The organism is Flavobacterium sp. 1355 (assembly GCF_017833415.1).
Taxonomy (GTDB): domain Bacteria; phylum Bacteroidota; class Bacteroidia; order Flavobacteriales; family Flavobacteriaceae; genus Flavobacterium.
This window is the reverse complement of record NZ_JAFICC010000007.1, coordinates 201800-221174: the sequence shown is the minus strand read 5'-3', so window position 1 is coordinate 221174 and position 19375 is coordinate 201800. Positions and strand designations below refer to the sequence as shown.

The window sequence follows — 19375 nt, the reverse complement described above, 5'->3', positions numbered from 1 at the left end:
GTTTAAATTCCGATTGTGCTCAAATATAGCAATTGGAGCTTTTAATTTTAAACTTGTAATTTAATTATTTTATAAATCGAATTGTTTGATTTTTCGGTACAAGGTTCGTTCAGAGATTCCGAGTTCATCAGCCGCTGCTTTTCTTTTTCCTTTATTTTTTTCTAATGATTTCTTAATCATTTCGATTTCTTTTTGTTCCAGACGCAGAATTTCTTCTTCTTCAATTGTTTCGGCGTCAAGATAATTGTTATCATCCTGAATATGATAATTGTCTTCGCGTGTAGCAGGTGTCATAACTGCTGTTCTTGGTTCCTCTTCAAAATCAATTTCGCTGTCATTTTCCTGTGACCCGTATATTTTTTGTATAAGATTTGGATTGATGTCCTGTACTTTTGACGAACCGTTTTTCATTAATTCTAAAGTAAGTTTTTTCAAATCATTCAAATCGCTTTTCATATCAAAAAGTACTTTATACAAAATATCTCTTTCGGTACTAAAATCACTTTCTTTTTTCTTATCACTAATTACAGAAGGTAAATTTGTTCCTTCTGTCGGCAAATAAGATTGTAAGGTTGCAACAGATATATCGCGATTGGTTTCTAAAACCGAAATTTGTTCTGCCACATTTCGCAACTGACGGATATTTCCGTTCCATCTGAATTTTTGTAAAACCTGAACAGCGTTATCATCCAGTTTTAACGGAGGCATTTTATATTTGTGCGCAAAATCGGCCACAAATTTTCTGAACAATAAATGAATATCTTCATTTCTTTCTCGCAAAGGGGGTAAAGTAATTTCAACAGTCGTCAGACGGTAATATAAGTCCTCACGAAATTTCCCTTTTTCGATTGCGTTGAATAAGTTCACATTTGTTGCAGCCACAATTCTCACATTGGTTTTTTGAACCTGAGATGAACCTACTTTTATAAATTCTCCGTTTTCTAAAACACGCAGTAATCTAACCTGAGTTGTTAGAGGTAATTCACCAACTTCATCCAGAAAAATAGTTCCGCCGTCGGCTACTTCAAAATAACCTTCACGTGTACTTGTTGCACCTGTAAAAGCACCTTTTTCGTGTCCAAAAAGCTCACTGTCAATAGTTCCTTCCGGAATTGCCCCACAGTTTACCGCAATATATTTTCCATGCTTTCTGTGCGAAAGTGAATGTATAATTCTCGGAATATTTTCTTTACCAACACCACTTTCTCCAGTTACCATTACCGAAATATCAGTAGGAGCAACCTGAATGGCTTTTTCTATGGCGCGATTTAATTTCGGATCATTCCCAATAATCTCAAATCGTTGTTTTATTGCTTGAACTGTTTCCATTTGTTTTTTGTTTCAAGTTTTTATTCGTTTTCAGGTTTCAGGTTTTTACACTTGGCCTTTAACTTTTAAACTTTGGCTTATATTTTTATCGTTCGCCACGAATTTCACGAATTTTCACAAATTTTTGAAATCGGGTTAATGAATAACTCTTTTATGTTGTAATGCCTTTTTATTAAAGTTAACAATAATTCCTAAATCACTATCTGCCAGTTTTAAATAATTTATTGTTTGGGCAGTATGTTCGTCAATTATTTCTTTTGATGCCTTTATTTCTAAAATAATTTCGTCATAAACTACAAAATCAGCATAGAATTTATGTGCCAGCACAATATCTTTGTATTGAATATCGTATTCTTTTTCTCGTTCAAAAGGAATATTATGTTTCCTAAATTCATATTCCAGCGCATCTTTATAAACAATTTCAAGAAGCCCGCCACCAAGTATTCTATGTACTTCCATACAAATTCCAACTATTTTATAATATTCCTCTTTTCGATATAATTCCATATTTTGTTTTTAATGCAAACTTATAGAATTAAAATAAAGTAAGAAAATTAGTGTAGATTCGTGAAATTCGTGGCAAACAATTTTAATTCATGTTACTTAACCCAACAGCTTCACCCTTAAGAGTTCCGCTGGTGCAGCTTGTAATTTTTACGTTTACGAAATCTCCAATTTTGTAGTTTTCTTTTGGGAAAACTACTGTGATGCTTTGAGAGTTTCTTCCTGAGAATTCTGCTGTCGATTTCTTAGAAACCTTTTCTACCAAAACTTCAACTGTTTTTCCAACAAACTCTTCACTTCTAAACCAAGCATGTTTTTGCTGTAAATCAACAATTTCCTGCAATCTTCTGGCTTTTGTTTCTTCATCAACATCATCTTTCATTTTTCTTCCTGCCAAAGTTCCCGGACGTTCAGAATATGAATACATATAACCAAAGTTATATTTGACATATTCCATCAGGCTCATAGTATCTTGGTGATCTTGCTCTGTTTCAGTTGGGAAACCGGCAATCATATCCTGCGAAATTGAAGCATCCGGAACAATTGATCTGATTTTATCAATTAAAGCCATATATTCTTCACGAGTATGAAGACGATTCATTTCTTTTAAAATTCTGTTACTTCCAGATTGAACCGGCAAGTGAATATGTTTACAGATATTTGGATATTTTGCTATCACATGCAAAATGCTTTCGTGCATATCCTGCGGATTAGAAGTCGAGAATCTGATACGCATTTTTGGAAAACCAACAGCAACCATTTCAAGTAATTGGTCAAAATCTACTGCAGTTGCTTTCTGCATTTCAGAAGCATTGACAAAATCTTTTTTCAAACCGCCGCCGTACCAAAGATAACTGTCAACATTCTGACCCAAAAGAGTAATTTCTTTAAAACCTTTGTCCCACAAATCCTGAATTTCCTTCATGATACTTTGAGGTTCACGGCTGCGCTCGCGTCCTCGTGTAAAAGGGACAACGCAAAACGTACACATATTATCGCATCCGCGGGTTATTGAAACCAAAGCCGTGATTCCGTTACTCATCAAACGCACCGGCGAAATATCTCCGTATGTTTCTTCTTTCGATAAAATTACATTAATAGCGTCACGTCCTTCTTCAACTTCAGATAATAGATTTGGTAAATCTTTATAAGCATCCGGTCCAACAACCAGGTCTACTATTTTTTCTTCTTCCAAAAACTGACTTTTTAAACGCTCGGCCATACAGCCCAAAACGCCAACTTTCATTTTTGGATTAATACGCTTTACAGCATTATATTTCTCAAGACGTTTACGAATAGTTTGTTCTGCCTTATCTCTAATAGAGCAAGTGTTTACCAAAACCAAATCTGCTTCTTCTAAAACCGAAGTTGTATTATAACCTCCGTCAGATAAAATGGAAGCTACGACTTCACTGTCCGAAAAATTCATCGCACAGCCGTAACTTTCTATAAAAAGTTTTTTAGTATTCTCAGGTTTATTTTCCAAAACAAGACTTTCGCCCTGCTTGCTTTCTTCAATAATCTTTTCCATTGTAAAATTTCAAAGTGCAAAGATAACGCAAAACCTATAAATATGACAAGATGTCAGATAAAGAATTAACAAAATTTAATATAGCTATCAGGATAGTTCAGATTAGATTATGGAATGATATGAGTGTAAATTAGAATTATAATTTTTAAAACGAAAGCACATTTCTATGCCATAAACCATTAAAAGTTATACCTATATATATAATCGAGATGTTTACAGATAAATCTGTAATTTTTGGAAACATATTATTAAAATACCTCAAAAATGAATAAGCAAGGTTGATATTTAAAAAAAATAAATACTTTTGTTGCAGAAAAATAGAGCAATGGCAAAGAATTTAGTAATAGTGGAATCACCTGCAAAGGCGAAAACGATCGAGAAATTTCTAGGGAGCGATTTTCAGGTAGAGTCTAGTTATGGACACATAGCCGACTTACCATCAAAAGAAATAGGAGTTGATGTAGAGAATGGATTTAAACCTAAGTATGAAGTTTCTCCTGATAAAAAAGCCTTAGTAAGTAAGCTTAAAACACTATCTAAAAATGCTGAAACAGTTTGGTTGGCAAGTGATGAGGACCGCGAAGGAGAAGCTATTTCATGGCACTTGGCGGAAGAATTAAAACTTGATATTAAAAAAACCAAAAGAATTGTTTTTCACGAGATTACCAAATCAGCGATTCTTAAAGCAATCGAAAATCCAAGAGAAATTGATTATAACTTAGTAAATGCACAACAGGCGCGTCGTGTTTTGGACCGTTTGGTAGGTTATGAATTGTCTCCTGTTTTATGGAGAAAAATTAAAGGCGGCTTATCTGCCGGCCGTGTGCAATCTGTCTCTGTACGTCTTATTGTTGAAAGAGAGCGTGAAATCCAAAATTTTAACGCAGTTGCAAGTTACTCTGTTGTAGCAGAATTTGTAAATGAAGCCGGAAAAGCTTTTAAAGCAAAACTGCCAAAAAACTTTAATACAAAAAAAGAAGCCGAAGATTTCTTAAAACAAAATATAGGTTCTTTATATAGCGTAGCAGATTTAGAAACTAAACCTACCAAAAAATCACCAGCTGCACCTTTTACAACCTCGACCTTACAACAGGAAGCGGCGAGAAAATTGTATTTGCCGGTTGGAATCACAATGCAGCTTGCACAACGTTTGTACGAAGCAGGACTTATAACTTATATGAGAACTGATAGTGTCAATCTTTCTAAAGATGCTATGGATGCTGCAGAAGCTGAAATCATAAAATCATACGGAAAAGAGTTTTCTAAGCCAAGAACTTTTGCGACTAAAAGTAAAGGAGCGCAAGAAGCTCACGAAGCGATTCGTCCGACAGATATGTCTCGTCATTCGGTAAATATTGACCGCGATCAGGCCCGTTTATATGATTTGATCTGGAAAAGAACTTTGGCGTCTCAAATGAGTGATGCACAATTAGAAAGAACAAACGTAAAAATTGAAGCCAATAATCACGATGAAATTTTTACTGCATCTGGAGAGGTTCTACTTTTTGAAGGTTTTCTGAAAGTCTACTTAGAGGGTCATGACGAAGATGAAGAAGAACAAGAAGGAATGCTTCCTGCATTAAAAGTAAATGAAAAGCTAGCAAATAATTATATTACTGCAACCGAAAGATATTCGAGACCTCCTGCACGTTATACAGAAGCTTCTTTGGTGAAAAAATTAGAAGAATTAGGAATCGGACGTCCATCTACATACGCACCAACTATTTCAACTATCATCAACAGAAACTATGTTGAGAAAGGAACTCTCGAAGGGCATGAGCGTAATTATACGCAACTCACTTTGCAAAACAGTAAAGTAGGAGAGAAGCAACTAAAAGAAAATACAGGTTCTGATAAGGGGAAATTAGTACCAACAGATATCGGAACTATCGTTACAGATTTCCTTGTTAAGAATTTCGGAAACATACTTGATTATAATTTTACTGCAAAAGTAGAACAGGATTTCGATGAGATTGCCGAAGGAAATATTGACTGGGCAACTATGATGCAGGAATTCTACAATAAATTCCACCCGAATGTAAAAGAAGTTGAAGCTAACGCAGAACGTGAAAGCGGAGAAAGAATTTTAGGAAAAGATGCAGACGGAAGGCAGGTTTCTGTTCGTTTAGGAAAATTTGGGCCAATGGCTCAGATTGGAGAAGCTGATGATGAGGATAAAAAATTTGCCAGTTTGATGGCAGATCAGAACATTGGAAATATTACACTTGAAGATGCATTAAATTTATTTTTGCTTCCTAAGAGTTTAGGCGATTATAAAGGAGAAGAAGTTGAAGTAAATAATGGTCGTTATGGTCCTTATGTACGTCACGGAAGTGTTTTTATTTCTTTGCCAAGAGGAGAAGATCCTTTGGGAGTGTCAAAAGAAAGAGCTCAGGAGTTAATTGACGAAAAAGAACTTGCAGATGCGCCAATTGCTGTTTATAAAGGAGAAGGTGTTCAAAAAGGTGTAGGACGTTTTGGCCCTTTTATTAAATGGAACGGTCTTTTTGTAAACGTAAGTAAAAAATACAATTTTGATAATTTATCACAGGCTGATGTTGAAGAACTGATTGAAGATAAATTGCAGAAAAATATAGATAAAGTTCTTCACAATTGGGAAGAAGAAGGGATTGTTGTTGAAAAAGCACGTTGGGGACGTTCGGTAATTCTTAAAGGAAAAATTAAAATTGAGCTTAGTAAAGATGTTGATGCAACAAAATTAACTCTTGACCAGGTTCAGGAAATGATTGCTGCAAAAGCTCCGGCGAAGAAGGCTCCGGCTAAAAAAGCAACAACGGCAAAAAAAGCAACAGCTAAGAAAGCTCCGGCAAAAAAAACAGCAGCTAAAAAGAAATAAAAATGGAATTTGATTTTCTAGAACCGATTAACAATGAAATTTTAAAATTCATTAGTTCTTTGTCTTCACAGGAATTGGGAAGTAAAGTAGCTTTTCATACTCAGGATCAGTTTCCGGATATTAATAAAATTAATATTGCAATAGTTGGTGTTTTAGAAGATCGTAGAAATATTAATATAGTTAATGAAGTAAACCTGAACGCAGTCCGTAAAAAAATTTATGGTATGTTTCCGGGTAATTGGGATGCCTCAATTGCTGATTTGGGAGATATACTTGCAGGCGATTCGGTTGAGGATACTTATTTTGCATTAAAAAAGGTAACAGCTGCTTTAATCAAAAATAAAGTCATTCCGATAGTTCTGGGAGGTTCACAGGATTTGACTTATGCTTTATATCGTGCATATGACGATTTAGAGCAAATGGTAAACATGATTTCTGTAGATAACAAATTTGATTTTGGTAAGGAAAATGAAACAGTTTCGGCAAGTTCTTACCTTACTAAGATTATAATTGATGAACCAAATAATCTTTTTAACTATTGTAATATAGGATATCAGACCTATTACAATTCTCAGGAAGAAATTGATTTAATTGAAAAACTGTTTTTTGATGCATACCGTTTAGGGGAAATTTCAAATAAAATTTCTTTGGCAGAACCGGTTTTTAGAGATGCTGATTTGGTTAGTATTGATTTGAATTCTGTAAAGTCTTCAGATTCAGGAAATAATATTTCTTTTGAGCCAAATGGTTTTAACGGAAAAGAGATTTGTTCCCTGGCAAGATACGCGGGTATTAGTGATAAGGTTTCTTCTTTTGGAATTTTTAATCATAATAGTACAGCTCAGGAATCGGTAATAATTGCTCAGATAGTGTGGTATTTTATAGAAGGGTACCATTACCGTTCAAAAGAGTATCCTTTTGGGAGCAGAACAAATTATCTGAAGTATATTGTGCCGCTTGAAGATGAAGAATTGATATTTTATAAAAGTGACAAGACAGAACGTTGGTGGATAGAAATTCCTTACGAATCTAATGGTCACAATAAATTGAAAAGAAATACGTTATTACCATGTTCTTATGACGAATATTTGCTCGCTTGCAATCAGGAATTGCCAGAAAGATGGTGGAAGGCGCAGCGGAAAAATGCTTTATAGAGGAAAATTTTAACGTAATTTTTAAAATTTTAGAATTATTAAAAAAAAGTTAAAAAACATTAGTAAGAAAAAAGTTATATAGTATAAAATTTAACGTTTTACGTCGATTTTTTGAGTTAGTTTATCGACTAAATATTTTTTTTTTATTTTATTTAACATTATTTTTGAACGGTGAAATAAATTTCGTGAGTAGTGTTGTTTTTTTAATAAATAATAAATACGTTTACGGACTTATAATAATGAATAGATAATCCCAAATTTATATGAAGAAGTTTATTGCATTTGCAGCAATGTTAACCCTAGTTATTGGCTGTGGAAAATCAGGTGATAAAGGAGAGTTAGTTGGTGTTACAGGAGGAAAATGGCATCCTGAAAAACCTTATGGAATGACATTAGTTCCAGGTGGGTCTTTTATTATGGGTAAATCAGATGATGATTTGGCTGACGTAGAAGATGCTCCAACTAAAACCGTGACAGTTCGTTCATTTTATATGGATGAAACTGAAATTACTAACAGCGAGTATCGTCAATTTGTAGAATGGGTAAAAGATTCTACAATGAGAGTTCGTCTGGCTATTTTAGCTGATGAAACCGGGCAAAAAGGTACCGGAGATGCAAAAGGAAAAAAAGCTGGTAGCATCGCTGATTATGCATTTAATGATTCTGAGCCTGATAAAATGACGGCATATGATAAATATATGTATGATAACTACTATAGTGTAGGAACAAAAGATGATCCTTATGCTGGTAGAAAATTAAACAAAAAAGTAAAATTAATTAAAGATACAAAAGCTTACCCGGATGAGTATTATGCTGAGGTAATGGATTCTATGTATTTACCAATTGAAGAATCATATAATGGTTTAAGAACGGTTGATGTAAATAAATTGAAATTCCGCTACTCTTGGATGGATATTCAGGCTGCTGCAAAAGCAAAAGTGGGTAAGAGAAAAGACTTTGTAAAAACAGAGCAGGTAAGCGTTTATCCTGATACAACAGTTTGGATTAAAGATTTTGCTTACTCATATAATGAACCAATGCATAATGACTATTTCTGGCACAAAGCATACGGTGATTATCCAGTAGTAGGTGTTACCTGGAAACAGGCAAAAGCATTCTGTGCATGGAGAACATTAAATAAAAACAGCTATATCAAATCTAAGAAAAAAGGACGTGACTTAGTAAATGCTTTCAGATTGCCAACAGAGGCAGAATGGGAGTATGCTGCAAGAGGAGGTCTGGAATCAGCAACTTACCCTTGGGGAGGTCCTTATACTAAAAGTGACAGAGGTTGTTTCTTAGCAAACTTTAAACCAAGCAGAGGAGATTATGCTGCTGATGAAGCTTTATATACTGTTGAAGCTAAATCTTATGAAGTAAATGGATACGGATTGTATAATATGGCAGGAAACGTTTCGGAGTGGACTGATTCAGCATATAATCCTAATGCATATGAGTATGTTTCAACAATGAATCCAAACGTAATTGATGGAAACAACCAAAGAAAAGTAGTTCGTGGAGGCTCTTGGAAAGACGTTGCTTATTTCTTACAAGTAAGTACTCGTGATCACGAATATGCAGATTCAGCAAGAAGTTACATAGGTTTCAGAACTGTACAAGATTACATGGGAACTCAGGTAACTGGAAACAAAAAGAAGTAATTAAATATTCAATAACCAAATCAAATCTATTTCAAATTAAAACCTAAAAAAAAGTTATTATGGCATTATTAAGTAAAAAAGCAATGAATTTCGCTTATGGTATGGGAGCGGCAGTAGTAATCGTTGGAGCATTATTCAAAATTACTCACTTTGAGATTGGACCATTAACTGGTACAGTGATGCTTTCTGTAGGATTGTTAACTGAGGCATTAATCTTTGCTCTTTCTGCTTTCGAACCTGTGGATGAAGAATTAGACTGGACACTTGTGTACCCAGAATTGGCTAACGGTCAAGCCAGACCAAAAGCTGATAAAGCTGAATCAACTGACGCTCAGGGATTATTGTCTCAAAAGTTAGACGTTATGTTGAAAGAAGCTAAAATTGACGGTGAGTTAATGTCAAGCTTAGGAAACAGTATTAAAAATTTCGAATCAGCTGCTAAAGGAATTGCTCCTACTGTAGATTCTATCGCTTCTACTAAAAAATACAGCGAAGAATTATCAATGGCTGCTGCTCAAATGGAATCATTAAACAGCTTATACAAAGTTCAGTTAGAAAGCGCTGCAAGAAACGCTGATGCTAACAAGGAAATCGCTGACAATGCTTCAAAATTAAAAGAACAAATGCAATCTATGACTGCAAACATTGCTTCATTAAACAATGTTTATGGCGGTATGCTTTCTGCAATGAGTAACAAAGGATAATTAGTTTTTAACTATTATATTAAATTTATTAATAAGAACTAATTAGAAAAAAATGGCAGGAGGAAAATTAACCCCTAGACAGAAGATGATTAACCTGATGTATCTGGTTTTCATCGCAATGTTGGCAATGAACGTATCAAAAGAAGTTATTTCTGCTTTTGGTTTGATGAATGAAAAATTTGAAGCATCAAATACTTCTTCAGTTGAGACAAATACTTCATTACTACAATCTTTAGATCAAAAAGCTGCTGAAGCAAAAGGAGAGTTCGCAACTGCAGCAGTTACTGCTCATAAAGTTGAATCAATCTCAAAAGAATTTTATGATTATATTGGAACTTTAAAAACTCAATCTATCAAAGGATTCGAAATTGATAAAGAAACTGGAAAATTGCCTTACGAATCAATGGATAGAGGAGATAATATCGACGACTGGTTTACAGGAGACGGTTACACTAAAAAAGGTAACGAAATTATCGCTAAAATTCAAAAATACAAAGCAGATTTAAAAGCTGCTTTAGGAACAGATAAAAAATATGCAAATATTATAGCAGAAGTTGAAAAGAAATTTGATGTTTCTGATGTAAAAAACAAAGAAGGTATAAAAGAAAAATACTTAGCTTACCACTTTAAAGGTTTTCCTGCAATCGCATCTGCTGCCAAACTTTCGGCTTGGCAAAATGACGTTAAAAAAGCAGAAACTGATGTTTATAACAGTGCTTTAGGAAAAGCTGCAGTAGCTGCTGCTTCTTATAGTAACTACCAGGCAATTGTTGTTTTAGATAAAAACGCTTATTTCCAAGGAGAAAAAGTAACAGGTAAAGTTGTTTTAGGTCGTTATGACGAAAACACAAAACCAACTTCATTTCAAGGTCCTGGACAAATTGTAAACGGACAAGCTGTTATCTCGTTAACTGCAGGTGGTGTTGGTGAGCAGGATATCAATGGACAATTTACATTCTTAGAAGACGGGAAAAATATTCCGTTGAAATTTGCTGGTAAATATGTTGTTGTGCCTAGACCAAACTCAGCTACAATTTCTGCTGATAAAATGAATGTAGTTTATAGAGGAGTTGTTAACCCAATTTCTGTTTCTTTTGCTGGTGTTGATGCTAACAAAATTGTTGCAAGTGCTCCAGGATTAGCTTCAGCTGGTAAACCAGGTAAATATAACATGAGTCCGGGTCAGGGAACTGAAACTACGATTTCTGTTACTGGAACATTACCAAACGGAGACAAAGTTACAGATAAGAAAACATTTAGAATTAAAGGTATTCCTGGTCCAACAGGTACTATTAGAGGTGAGATGGGTGTTGTTAAAGGACCTAAATCTAACTTAGAAATTGCTACTATTGGTGCTAAATTACTTGATTTCGATTTTGAAGTTGGTTTAGATGTTGTTGGATTTAACCTAAAAGTTACTGGACAGCCTACTGTAGTTGTTAGTGGTAACAGATTAAATGCACAATGTAAACAAATTCTTTCGAGAGCTGGTAAAGGAGATCAGGTTACTATTTCTGAAATTAAAACTAAACTTGTTGGAGCTGGCAGCTATTTATTACCTAGAACTGCTCCGGTAATTTACGAAATACAATAATAAGTAGGTAAAACTACGCTCAATATCTTATAATGATACCACGATGAAAGTAAGAAATTTTTTAATAGCTATTGTTTCGATCGCCGGAGGTTTTGCTTCTAATGCGCAATCAAATTTGCTTAATGCAAAAACACCAGCTCAGATAGGACTTAAGACTCCTGCACAGCTTATCTCGGATAATGATAAACCTTTGGCTTATGGTTATGTTGATGATAGAGATGTATTGATGGGGAAAACTACTTGGGAAATCATCGATTTGAATGAAAAAATCAACTTTCCATTGTACTTTCCAGTAGACACAGCTAATATTGGTCCTGATAGACGTTCACTTTATGATGCCTTGACGAAAGCTATGAAAAATGGCAAAATAACTGAAGTTTATTCTGATAGTTATTTCAATACTAAAAAATCTCTGAAAGACATTCAAGGATCATTATCACGTGTCGATACAACTGATGCAGGTAGAGAGTTAATTAACCAATACCCGGATGACTACAAAACACACGTTGTGAAGAAAAAAGTAGTTACTGGTACTGGTAAGAAAAAAGTAGTAACATATGTTGACGAAACTGTTGCTGCTACAAGAACTGTTCCTGCAGAATATATTTTGAAACAAGATCTTACATCTGCTGATGTTACGCAGTACAAAATAAAAGGGTACTGGTATTTTGACAAACGTCAAAGTGAATTGAAATATCGTTTACTTGGACTTTGCCCGGTTACTCCTGATGTTTATACTATGAACAGTGATGAAAAGGATTATATTGAGTTATTCTGGATTTTCTATCCAAATGCAAGAGAAGCTTTGCATGAAGCAAAAGCTTTTAATGACAGTAACTCAGCACTTCCAATTTCATTTGATCAGATTTTAAACTCAAGACGTTTTAATGCTGTTATCTACAAGGAAGAAAACTTATACGGAGATCGTGAGATCAAAGAATATATGAAGGATAATGCACAAAATCAATTGCTAGAGTCTGAAAGAGTTAAAGAGAAGATTCGTAACTTCGAGCAAGATATGTGGAACTACTAAGTTCTAAATTATATATAACAAGAGCCCTTACTGCATTGTAGTAAGGGCTCTTTTATTTCTATATGTCTCCTTTTAAAATTGAAGCTTTCATTAAATTATTTGAAGAAAAAAAATAATGTAGGAAAAATACAATAAAAGTCAATGTTTTGCGTTAGCTTTGTTATTAAAATGTATTATGATGAAAGTGAATTTTTTTTTAGTCTTTATTGTTTTTATCACCTGCGGCTTATCTATAAATGCCCAATCTAATTTGCTTAATGCAAAGACAGCAGAACAAATTGGAAAAAAGAATGCTGCACAGCTGATTTCTGACAATGATAAGCCTTTGGCTTACGGTTATGTAGATGATAGGGATATCTTAATGGGTAAAACTACATGGGAGATTATTGATTTGAACGAAAAAATCAATTTCCCTATGTATTATCCGGTGGATACTGCTAACATTGGTTCTGACAGACGCTCTCTGTATGATGTCTTGACAAAGGCAATCAAACAGGGGAGAATAACTGAAGTTTATTCTGATAGTTATTTTAATACTAAAAAATCTATGAAGGACATTGAGGGCTCGTTGACACGTGTTGATACAACTGATGCAGGAAGAGAATTAATCAATCAGTATCCTGATGATTATAGGACCAGGGTAGTGAAAAAGAAGGTGGTAACCGGAACTGGAAAAAAGAAAGTGGTCTCATATGTAGATCAGACAATTGGCCCAACCAGAAGTGTTCCTGCTGAATATATTTTGAGACAAGATCTTACTGCAGCTGATGTTACTCAATATAAGATTAAGGGATACTGGTATTTTGACAAACGTCAGAGTGAGTTGAAATATCGTTTACTAGGAATTTGTCCTGTGACCCCCGATGTTTATACAATGAATAGTGATGAAAAAGATTATATTGAGTTGTTCTGGGTTTTTTATCCAAATGCCAGAGAGGTTTTGCATGAAGCGAAAGCTTTTAATGATACTAATTCTGCTATGCCAATTTCGTTTGATCAGATTTTGAATTCCAGACGTTTTAATGCCATAATTTATAAGGAAGAAAATATGTATGGAGATCGTGAAATTAAAGATTACATGAAAGATAATGCACAAAATCAATTATTGGAATCTGAAAGGGTTAAAGAGAAGATTCGTAATTTTGAAGAAAATATGTGGAACTACTAAGCCACTAAATTAACTTATAAGAAAAACTCTTACTACCTTTGCGAGTAAGAGTTTTTTATTTTTACCTTTTATAAATGATTGATTATTTAATTATCGGGTGTGGATTGGCAGGAATTTCATTTTCAGAAATTGCCCTTAAAAACAATAAATCTATTTTGGTAATAGATAATAATTCTCAAGTTTCTTCCAAAGTTGCGGGAGGTTTGTATAATCCTGTGATTTTAAAACGCTTCAGCGAAGTTTGGAAAGCTGAAGAACAATTAATTCTAATGGAAGATTTTTACAACAAAATTGAACTTAAACTGAATGTTAAAGTCAATTTTAAACTGCCAATTTTACGAAAGTTCTTTTCTGTCGAAGAACAAAATAATTGGTTTGCAGCTTCTGATAAACCACTTTTGGCTCCATTTCTTTCTACAAAACTAATTTTTAATAAGTTTTCCGGGATAGATTCTCCTTACGATTATGGAGAAGTTTTACATACAGGGTATGTTGATACGGCTCTTTTATTAGATAAATATCACGAATATTTAATTGAAAATAATTGTCTTCTTAATGAACCATTTGATTATGCTAAGCTAATTATTAATGATGGTTATTTAGAATACAAAAATTATAAGGCAAAAAATATAATTTTTGCAGAAGGTTTCGGTCTGCATGCTAATACATTTTTTCAGGATCTTCCGCTTGACGGTACAAAAGGAGAATTAGTTGTCATAAAAGCACCAGAACTAAATTTGGATGTCATTGTAAATACCAGCGTTTTTATTCTTCCGATGGGAAATGGCTTTTTTAAAGTAGGTGCGACTTACAACTGGAAAGACAAAACGGATCTGCCAACCGAAGATGGTAAGAAAGAATTAGTTGAAAGAATTAAGGAAATAATTAATTGCGATTTTGAAATTGTTTCTCATTTTGGAGGTGTGAGGCCTACTGTACGTGACCGCAGGCCCATAATTGGCACTCATAATAAACATGCATCATTGCATATATTAAATGGCTTGGGAACCCGTGGTGTTATGCTGGGGCCTGCAATGGCAAAAGATCTATTTTATTACATTGAAAACAAAACGGCATTAGATCCTGTAATTGATATCAATAGATTTTATAAAAAAAAGAAATAGATACTTATTACATCTTTGCTTTCGGATCATATTTTGGATCGTACGAAATAAACATATTGATATAAATATTTCTTGAAAGACGTAATACAAATGGAAATAATAAAACTAGGGTTATTATAATACTTAGAAACGATTGTTCTATTGTTGTTCCAAAAATCACAAAAGAAACTATAAATGCTGCAATTCCTACCGCAACATTTAATCCGTAACTAACATACATTGCTCCGTAAAAGAAAGACGGCTCAATTTGATATTTTAGCCCACAGTGCCCACAATGATCATTCATCTTTAAAACTTTACTTAAATGAAGGGGATTCTGATCAGAGTACATGCTTTCATTTTGGCATCTCGGGCAGCTTCCTGTAAAAATGCTTTTTATTTTAGATCCTTTGTTGAACATCTTAATATTGACTGTGTTATAAAAATTAAAAAAGAGTGATTTAAAATCAGTTAAATCGTACGGAAATTGTATTAGAAAACAGATGTAAAGATAGGGATAAACTTTGTTTTTATGAAGCAATAGCGTCTTTTTGATAGGCGATCCGGTCAGTTTCCTTATTAGTTTGATTTAAGATTTCATTTTAATTTTTGTTCTTACGCAAAAGTGAAATTTAAAGTTAGAAGCATGACGTTTTTTATACTTCACAATATACTTTTTATACCCTGTAAGATTATTATAAAAGCTATTATTATTGAGAGTTAAAACTTCAATTAAATGTTATACTTTTGCACTTTCAAAACGTATATTAAAAATCGACCGTATTTGCAGTTGATTATACGTTAAATTAATAAATCACAATGGTTTACTGAACCATTACATCTTAGCAATAGTCAATACATTATGCTTAACATACACAATCTGTCGGTTTCATTTGGAGGAACATATTTATTTGAAGAAGTTACTTTTCGTTTAGGAGCAGGAGACCGCGTTGGTCTTGTGGGGAAAAATGGTGCAGGTAAATCGACGATGCTTAAAATGCTGGCAAGAGATTTTGCTCCTGACTCTGGGGTTATTTCTCAGGAAAAAGATATTCGAATGGGATTTTTGCGTCAGGATATAGATTTTGAGCAAGGAAGGACCGTATTAGAAGAAGCGTATGAAGCTTTTACAGATATTAAAGTTGTAGAGAAAAAACTTGAAGAAATAAATCATTTATTGGTCACCAGAACTGATTATGAAAGTGAAGAATATGGTCAGATTATAGAAGATCTGTCTGATTATACACATCGTTTTGAACTTCTTGGAGGTTATAATTATGTGGGAGATACCGAGAAAATTCTTTTAGGTTTAGGTTTTAAAAGAGAGGTTTTTAATAACCAAACCGAAACCTTCTCAGGAGGCTGGAGAATGCGTATAGAGCTGGCTAAACTTTTATTGCAATCAAATGATGTATTGCTTCTGGATGAGCCTACCAATCACTTAGATATTGAAAGTATTATTTGGCTGGAAAGTTTTCTTCGTAATTATCCAGGTGTTGTGGTAATTGTATCACACGATAAAATGTTTTTGGATAACGTGACTAATCGTACTATCGAGATTTCATTAGGAAAAGCATACGATTTCAACAAGCCTTATTCTCAGTACCTGGAATTGCGTCATGAAATTCGTGAAAAACAATTGGCAACTCAAAAAAATCAAGCCAAGAAAATTGAAGAAACAGAAAAATTAATCGAGAAATTCCGTGCAAAAGCTTCTAAAGCTTCGATGGCGCAATCGTTGATTAAAAAATTAGATAAAGTAGAACGAATTGAAGTTGATGAAGATGACAATTCGGTTATGAATATTTCATTTCCAGTATCAAAAGAACCTGGAAAAGTAGTGATCGAAGCAGAGAATGTTACAAAATCTTATGGCGACAAAACGATTCTGAAAGATATAAGCCTGCTTGTAGAAAGAGGCAGTAAAATAGCCTTTGTTGGTCAAAACGGACAAGGAAAATCAACTTTTATTAAAGCACTGGTAAACGAGTTTGAATATCAGGGAACTATTAAATTAGGACATAATGTACAATTAGGGTATTTTGCGCAAAACCAGGCAGAATACTTAGACGGAGAAATCACATTGCTGCAAACAATGGAAGATGCTGCAACGGATACTAATCGTTCTAAAGTTCGTGATATGTTAGGTTCGTTTTTATTTCGCGGAGACGATGTAGAGAAAAAAGTAAAAGTGCTTTCGGGAGGTGAACGTAACCGTTTGGCACTTTGTAAACTTTTATTACAGCCAATTAATGTATTGCTGATGGATGAGCCTACGAACCATTTGGATATTAAATCGAAAAATGTTCTAAAAGCGGCACTTCAAAAATTTGGCGGAACCTTATTATTAGTTTCTCACGACAGGGATTTTCTTCAGGGAATGTCTAATATCGTTTATGAATTCAAGGACCAAAAAATTAAAGAATATTTGGGTGATATCAATTATTTCTTAGAACAGCGCAACATGGAAAACATGCGTGAAGTTGAGAAAAAAGATGTTGCAAAAGTAACAGCTCCAAAAGAAAGCAATAAAACGTCATACGAAGATCAGAAAAAAGGTAAAGCGCTACAGAACAGATTAAGTAAAGTTGAAAGTCAGATCAAACAATTAGAAAAAGATATTCAGCACGATGATAAAATGCTGGCTTCAAATTATGATAAACATATCGAAGATGCATCATTTTTTACTGCTTACAACAAAAAGAAAGCAGATTTAGATCAATTGCTTCTGGATTGGGAAATTGTTCAGGAGGAGATAGATAATTTTAACGCATAGTTATTTAATCGCAGATTTCAATCACAGTTGGAATCTGCGTTTTTTTATACATTTTGCTTTTATAATTTACTTAATGATTCCAATAGATTTTGAGTGCATAATTGCCTTGCTGCTTTCTTTAAAATAACAGACAGAAACATCTAAATCTTCTAAATTTTTCAAAACGGCTTTTGTTTTTTCTTTTTGATGTTTGCCGGTTTGTCTAATGTATACAGCCTTGACTGTTACAGGAAATATTTTGCAGATTTGCTCGTATAAAAAAGGATCGTGTTGCGAGTCATCTCCCAAGAGGACATATTTTAAATTTGGATAAAATTCTAAAACATGTTTTATTTTGTCAAATTTGTGATTGTGATTTCCTCTGCCACTTATAAAAAAATCCGTAACCCCTCTTTTAATGTCCTTTAATAAAATTACGGCTCTTGGTAACTGATGAATTTTAGTAAATTTTACAATAAAATTGTAGAGATTCCATTCGCTGCTTGACACATAAAAAAAAGCATTTTGTTCGTCTTTATTATTTCTTCCTGCTGAACTTAATGCTTGATAATGAGGTACAACCCCCTCAAAAACTTTGCGGTCATTCACATTTTTAAACAGAAGGATGTATATTTTTCTAAATATATTTCGGGTATGTGAAATAAGGAAAGTATCATCGATATCTGATATTATCCCCAGGTTCCCCTCGTGTGGCCTTATAAAACTTCCTTTGGCGGTTATTGTTTCTGATTTGTGTTTTATGCTTACTTCGTATTCCATCCATCCAAAATCAAATTCTTTTTCAATCGGAATACAAAATTTAAAATAACCGTCGTCTAACGTTTTAGAATGAATTTCGTGATTACCAAATTTTAGGTAAACATCATAATTTTTGATAGTTTTTATTCTAAACTGATTGATTATTGAGGTTGCATTTTTAAAGTTTCTCTTCTGATAATCATAATCATACAACCTTTTAAAGACATGACCCATCACGATTAATTCCTGTTCATTAGCATAACCCCGATATAATTGTAGAATTGGTTTCATTAATTGTGTACTTTTATATATGTAAATTAATTATTTTAATCGGTTTTAAAAATTAAATTTTGAAAAATAACATCATTTTTGTTGTAAATCCAATTTCTGGAGATTTAGACAAATCAGACTTAATAGACGCAGTATACGAGTTTTCGATCACCAATAATTTTAATTTAAAGGTTTATGAGACCACAGGAAAGCAGGATATTAAAACCCTGCGCTTATTATATGAAGAACACAAACCGCAGAGAATTGTTGTTGCGGGGGGAGACGGAACTATAAAAATGGTTGCAGAAGCCATGGAGGAGCACGATGTAATAATTGGTATTCTGCCTGCCGGTTCTGCCAATGGTTTATCTGTCGATTTAAATTTACCAAATACGATCGAAGAAAACCTTAAAATTGCCTTTTTGAATCATTACATCGAAATGGATATGATTTGTATTAATGGTAAAAAAAGTATTCACTTAAGTGATATAGGACTTAATGCTGATTTGGTTAAGAATTATGAGGAGAGCAATTTGAGGGGCTTTTGGGGTTATGCGTTGCAGGCATATACAACTCTTACAGAATACAACGAGCCTTTTGTAGCAACAATTACAACAAACAAAGAAACAAGTATACATCCTGCACGAATGATTGTAATAGCCAATTCTCAGAAATATGGAACAGGTGTTACCATTAATCCGAATGGTGTTGTAAATGACGGAAAATTTGAATTAATTATTTTAAAAAGTCTTGATTTATTATTACTGGGAAAAATTATAACGGGCAATATGCCAATTGATTCTGATGATATTGTAATTATCTCAACCGATAAGGCTACCATTACAACAGATTATCCGGTTAATTTTCAGATTGATGGAGAGTACTGTGGCGCTCAGACATCTCTTGAAATTCATATTTTGCACAAGCAAATGAAATTAGCAATTCCTTAAGTG

Annotated in this window: 15 protein-coding genes; 10 read left to right on the top strand and 5 right to left on the bottom strand. The window is 33.7% G+C overall.

Translation table 11 applies throughout. From position 1 onward, the window contains the following. Window positions 1-69: 69 nt before the first annotated feature. From JOD96_RS10945 to miaB, 3 genes are all read right to left on the bottom strand, one after another. Window positions 70-1329, bottom strand: coding sequence for a sigma-54 interaction domain-containing protein (locus JOD96_RS10945; protein ID WP_209564300.1), 1260 nt, complete (start codon window positions 1327-1329; stop codon window positions 70-72). Between the two features lie 135 nt (window positions 1330-1464). Next, window positions 1465-1836 carry a GxxExxY protein gene (locus tag JOD96_RS10940; RefSeq protein WP_209564299.1) on the bottom strand — a complete coding sequence of 124 codons (372 nt, stop codon included), beginning with the start codon at window positions 1834-1836 and terminating at the stop codon, window positions 1465-1467. A gap of 82 nt (window positions 1837-1918) precedes the next feature. Further along, complete coding sequence (gene miaB, locus JOD96_RS10935; RefSeq protein ID WP_209564298.1) at window positions 1919-3364, bottom strand: tRNA (N6-isopentenyl adenosine(37)-C2)-methylthiotransferase MiaB; 1446 nt, start codon at window positions 3362-3364, stop codon at window positions 1919-1921. Window positions 3365-3689: 325 nt separating this feature from the next. Between miaB and topA the strand changes: the two genes are divergently transcribed. The 8 genes from topA (at window position 3690) to JOD96_RS10895 (ending at window position 14659) form a co-directional block, all read left to right on the top strand. Further along, complete coding sequence (topA, locus tag JOD96_RS10930; RefSeq protein ID WP_209564297.1) at window positions 3690-6221, top strand: type I DNA topoisomerase; 2532 nt, start codon at window positions 3690-3692, stop codon at window positions 6219-6221. A 2-nt stretch (window positions 6222-6223) separates the two neighbouring features. Continuing rightward, window positions 6224-7375, top strand: a complete 1152-nt coding sequence (locus JOD96_RS10925; RefSeq protein ID WP_209564296.1) for a formimidoylglutamase — start codon at window positions 6224-6226, stop codon at window positions 7373-7375. Window positions 7376-7638: 263 nt separating this feature from the next. Then, entirely contained in the window at window positions 7639-9036 is a 1398-nt protein-coding gene (gldK, locus tag JOD96_RS10920) for a gliding motility lipoprotein GldK (RefSeq protein ID WP_209564295.1), read from the top strand. Between the two features lie 59 nt (window positions 9037-9095). Continuing rightward, on the top strand, window positions 9096-9740 hold the full coding sequence (gene gldL / locus JOD96_RS10915; RefSeq protein WP_209564294.1) for a gliding motility protein GldL: 645 nt from the start codon (window positions 9096-9098) through the stop codon (window positions 9738-9740). 52 nt (window positions 9741-9792) lie between these two features. Continuing rightward, the gene (gene gldM / locus JOD96_RS10910) at window positions 9793-11334 is read left to right on the top strand and encodes a gliding motility protein GldM (protein ID WP_209564293.1); all 1542 of its coding nucleotides are present in this window, start codon (window positions 9793-9795) and stop codon (window positions 11332-11334) included. A 43-nt stretch (window positions 11335-11377) separates the two neighbouring features. Continuing rightward, entirely contained in the window at window positions 11378-12367 is a 990-nt protein-coding gene (gene gldN, locus JOD96_RS10905; protein ID WP_209564292.1) for a gliding motility protein GldN, read from the top strand. 178 nt (window positions 12368-12545) lie between these two features. Beyond that, window positions 12546-13535 carry a gliding motility protein GldN gene (gldN, locus tag JOD96_RS10900; protein WP_209564291.1) on the top strand — a complete coding sequence of 330 codons (990 nt, stop codon included), beginning with the start codon at window positions 12546-12548 and terminating at the stop codon, window positions 13533-13535. A 74-nt stretch (window positions 13536-13609) separates the two neighbouring features. Then, window positions 13610-14659 carry an NAD(P)/FAD-dependent oxidoreductase gene (locus tag JOD96_RS10895; RefSeq protein ID WP_209564290.1) on the top strand — a complete coding sequence of 350 codons (1050 nt, stop codon included), beginning with the start codon at window positions 13610-13612 and terminating at the stop codon, window positions 14657-14659. 7 nt (window positions 14660-14666) lie between these two features. On the opposite strand, the gene JOD96_RS10890 is transcribed toward JOD96_RS10895, so the two are convergent. Further along, the gene (locus JOD96_RS10890) at window positions 14667-15059 is read right to left on the bottom strand and encodes a DUF983 domain-containing protein (protein ID WP_209564289.1); all 393 of its coding nucleotides are present in this window, start codon (window positions 15057-15059) and stop codon (window positions 14667-14669) included. Window positions 15060-15500: 441 nt separating this feature from the next. Between JOD96_RS10890 and JOD96_RS10885 the strand changes: the two genes are divergently transcribed. Then, window positions 15501-17414 (top strand): ABC-F family ATP-binding cassette domain-containing protein, encoded by a 1914-nt coding sequence (locus JOD96_RS10885; RefSeq protein WP_209564288.1) that lies wholly within the window; start codon window positions 15501-15503, stop codon window positions 17412-17414. 66 nt (window positions 17415-17480) lie between these two features. Here the strand turns inward: JOD96_RS10885 and JOD96_RS10880 are convergent, their stop codons facing one another. Then, a complete protein-coding gene (locus JOD96_RS10880; RefSeq protein WP_209564287.1) occupies window positions 17481-18443 on the bottom strand; it encodes an App1 family protein in 963 nt (320 codons plus the stop codon). Window positions 18444-18502: 59 nt separating this feature from the next. On the opposite strand from JOD96_RS10880, the gene JOD96_RS10875 reads away from it, so the two are divergent. Continuing rightward, the gene (locus JOD96_RS10875; protein WP_209564286.1) at window positions 18503-19372 is read left to right on the top strand and encodes a diacylglycerol/lipid kinase family protein; all 870 of its coding nucleotides are present in this window, start codon (window positions 18503-18505) and stop codon (window positions 19370-19372) included. Window positions 19373-19375: the final 3 nt, after the last annotated feature.

Excerpts from the sequence above, each read along its gene's own strand:
- gldN (WP_209564292.1), top strand. The coding sequence starts at position 11,378 with ATGAAAGTAAGAAATTTTTTAATAGCTATTGTTTCGATCGCCGGAGGT.
- gldL (WP_209564294.1), top strand. The coding sequence starts at position 9,096 with ATGGCATTATTAAGTAAAAAAGCAATGAATTTCGCTTATGGTATGGGA.
- JOD96_RS10885 (WP_209564288.1), top strand. The coding sequence starts at position 15,501 with ATGCTTAACATACACAATCTGTCGGTTTCATTTGGAGGAACATATTTA.
- JOD96_RS10940 (WP_209564299.1), bottom strand. The coding sequence starts at position 1,836 with ATGGAATTATATCGAAAAGAGGAATATTATAAAATAGTTGGAATTTGT.
- topA (WP_209564297.1), top strand. The coding sequence starts at position 3,690 with ATGGCAAAGAATTTAGTAATAGTGGAATCACCTGCAAAGGCGAAAACG.
- miaB (WP_209564298.1), bottom strand. The coding sequence starts at position 3,364 with ATGGAAAAGATTATTGAAGAAAGCAAGCAGGGCGAAAGTCTTGTTTTG.
- JOD96_RS10925 (WP_209564296.1), top strand. The coding sequence starts at position 6,224 with ATGGAATTTGATTTTCTAGAACCGATTAACAATGAAATTTTAAAATTC.
- JOD96_RS10880 (WP_209564287.1), bottom strand. The coding sequence starts at position 18,443 with ATGAAACCAATTCTACAATTATATCGGGGTTATGCTAATGAACAGGAA.
- gldM (WP_209564293.1), top strand. The coding sequence starts at position 9,793 with ATGGCAGGAGGAAAATTAACCCCTAGACAGAAGATGATTAACCTGATG.
- JOD96_RS10890 (WP_209564289.1), bottom strand. The coding sequence starts at position 15,059 with ATGTTCAACAAAGGATCTAAAATAAAAAGCATTTTTACAGGAAGCTGC.
- JOD96_RS10945 (WP_209564300.1), bottom strand. The coding sequence starts at position 1,329 with ATGGAAACAGTTCAAGCAATAAAACAACGATTTGAGATTATTGGGAAT.
- gldN (WP_209564291.1), top strand. The coding sequence starts at position 12,546 with ATGAAAGTGAATTTTTTTTTAGTCTTTATTGTTTTTATCACCTGCGGC.
- JOD96_RS10895 (WP_209564290.1), top strand. The coding sequence starts at position 13,610 with ATGATTGATTATTTAATTATCGGGTGTGGATTGGCAGGAATTTCATTT.
- gldK (WP_209564295.1), top strand. The coding sequence starts at position 7,639 with ATGAAGAAGTTTATTGCATTTGCAGCAATGTTAACCCTAGTTATTGGC.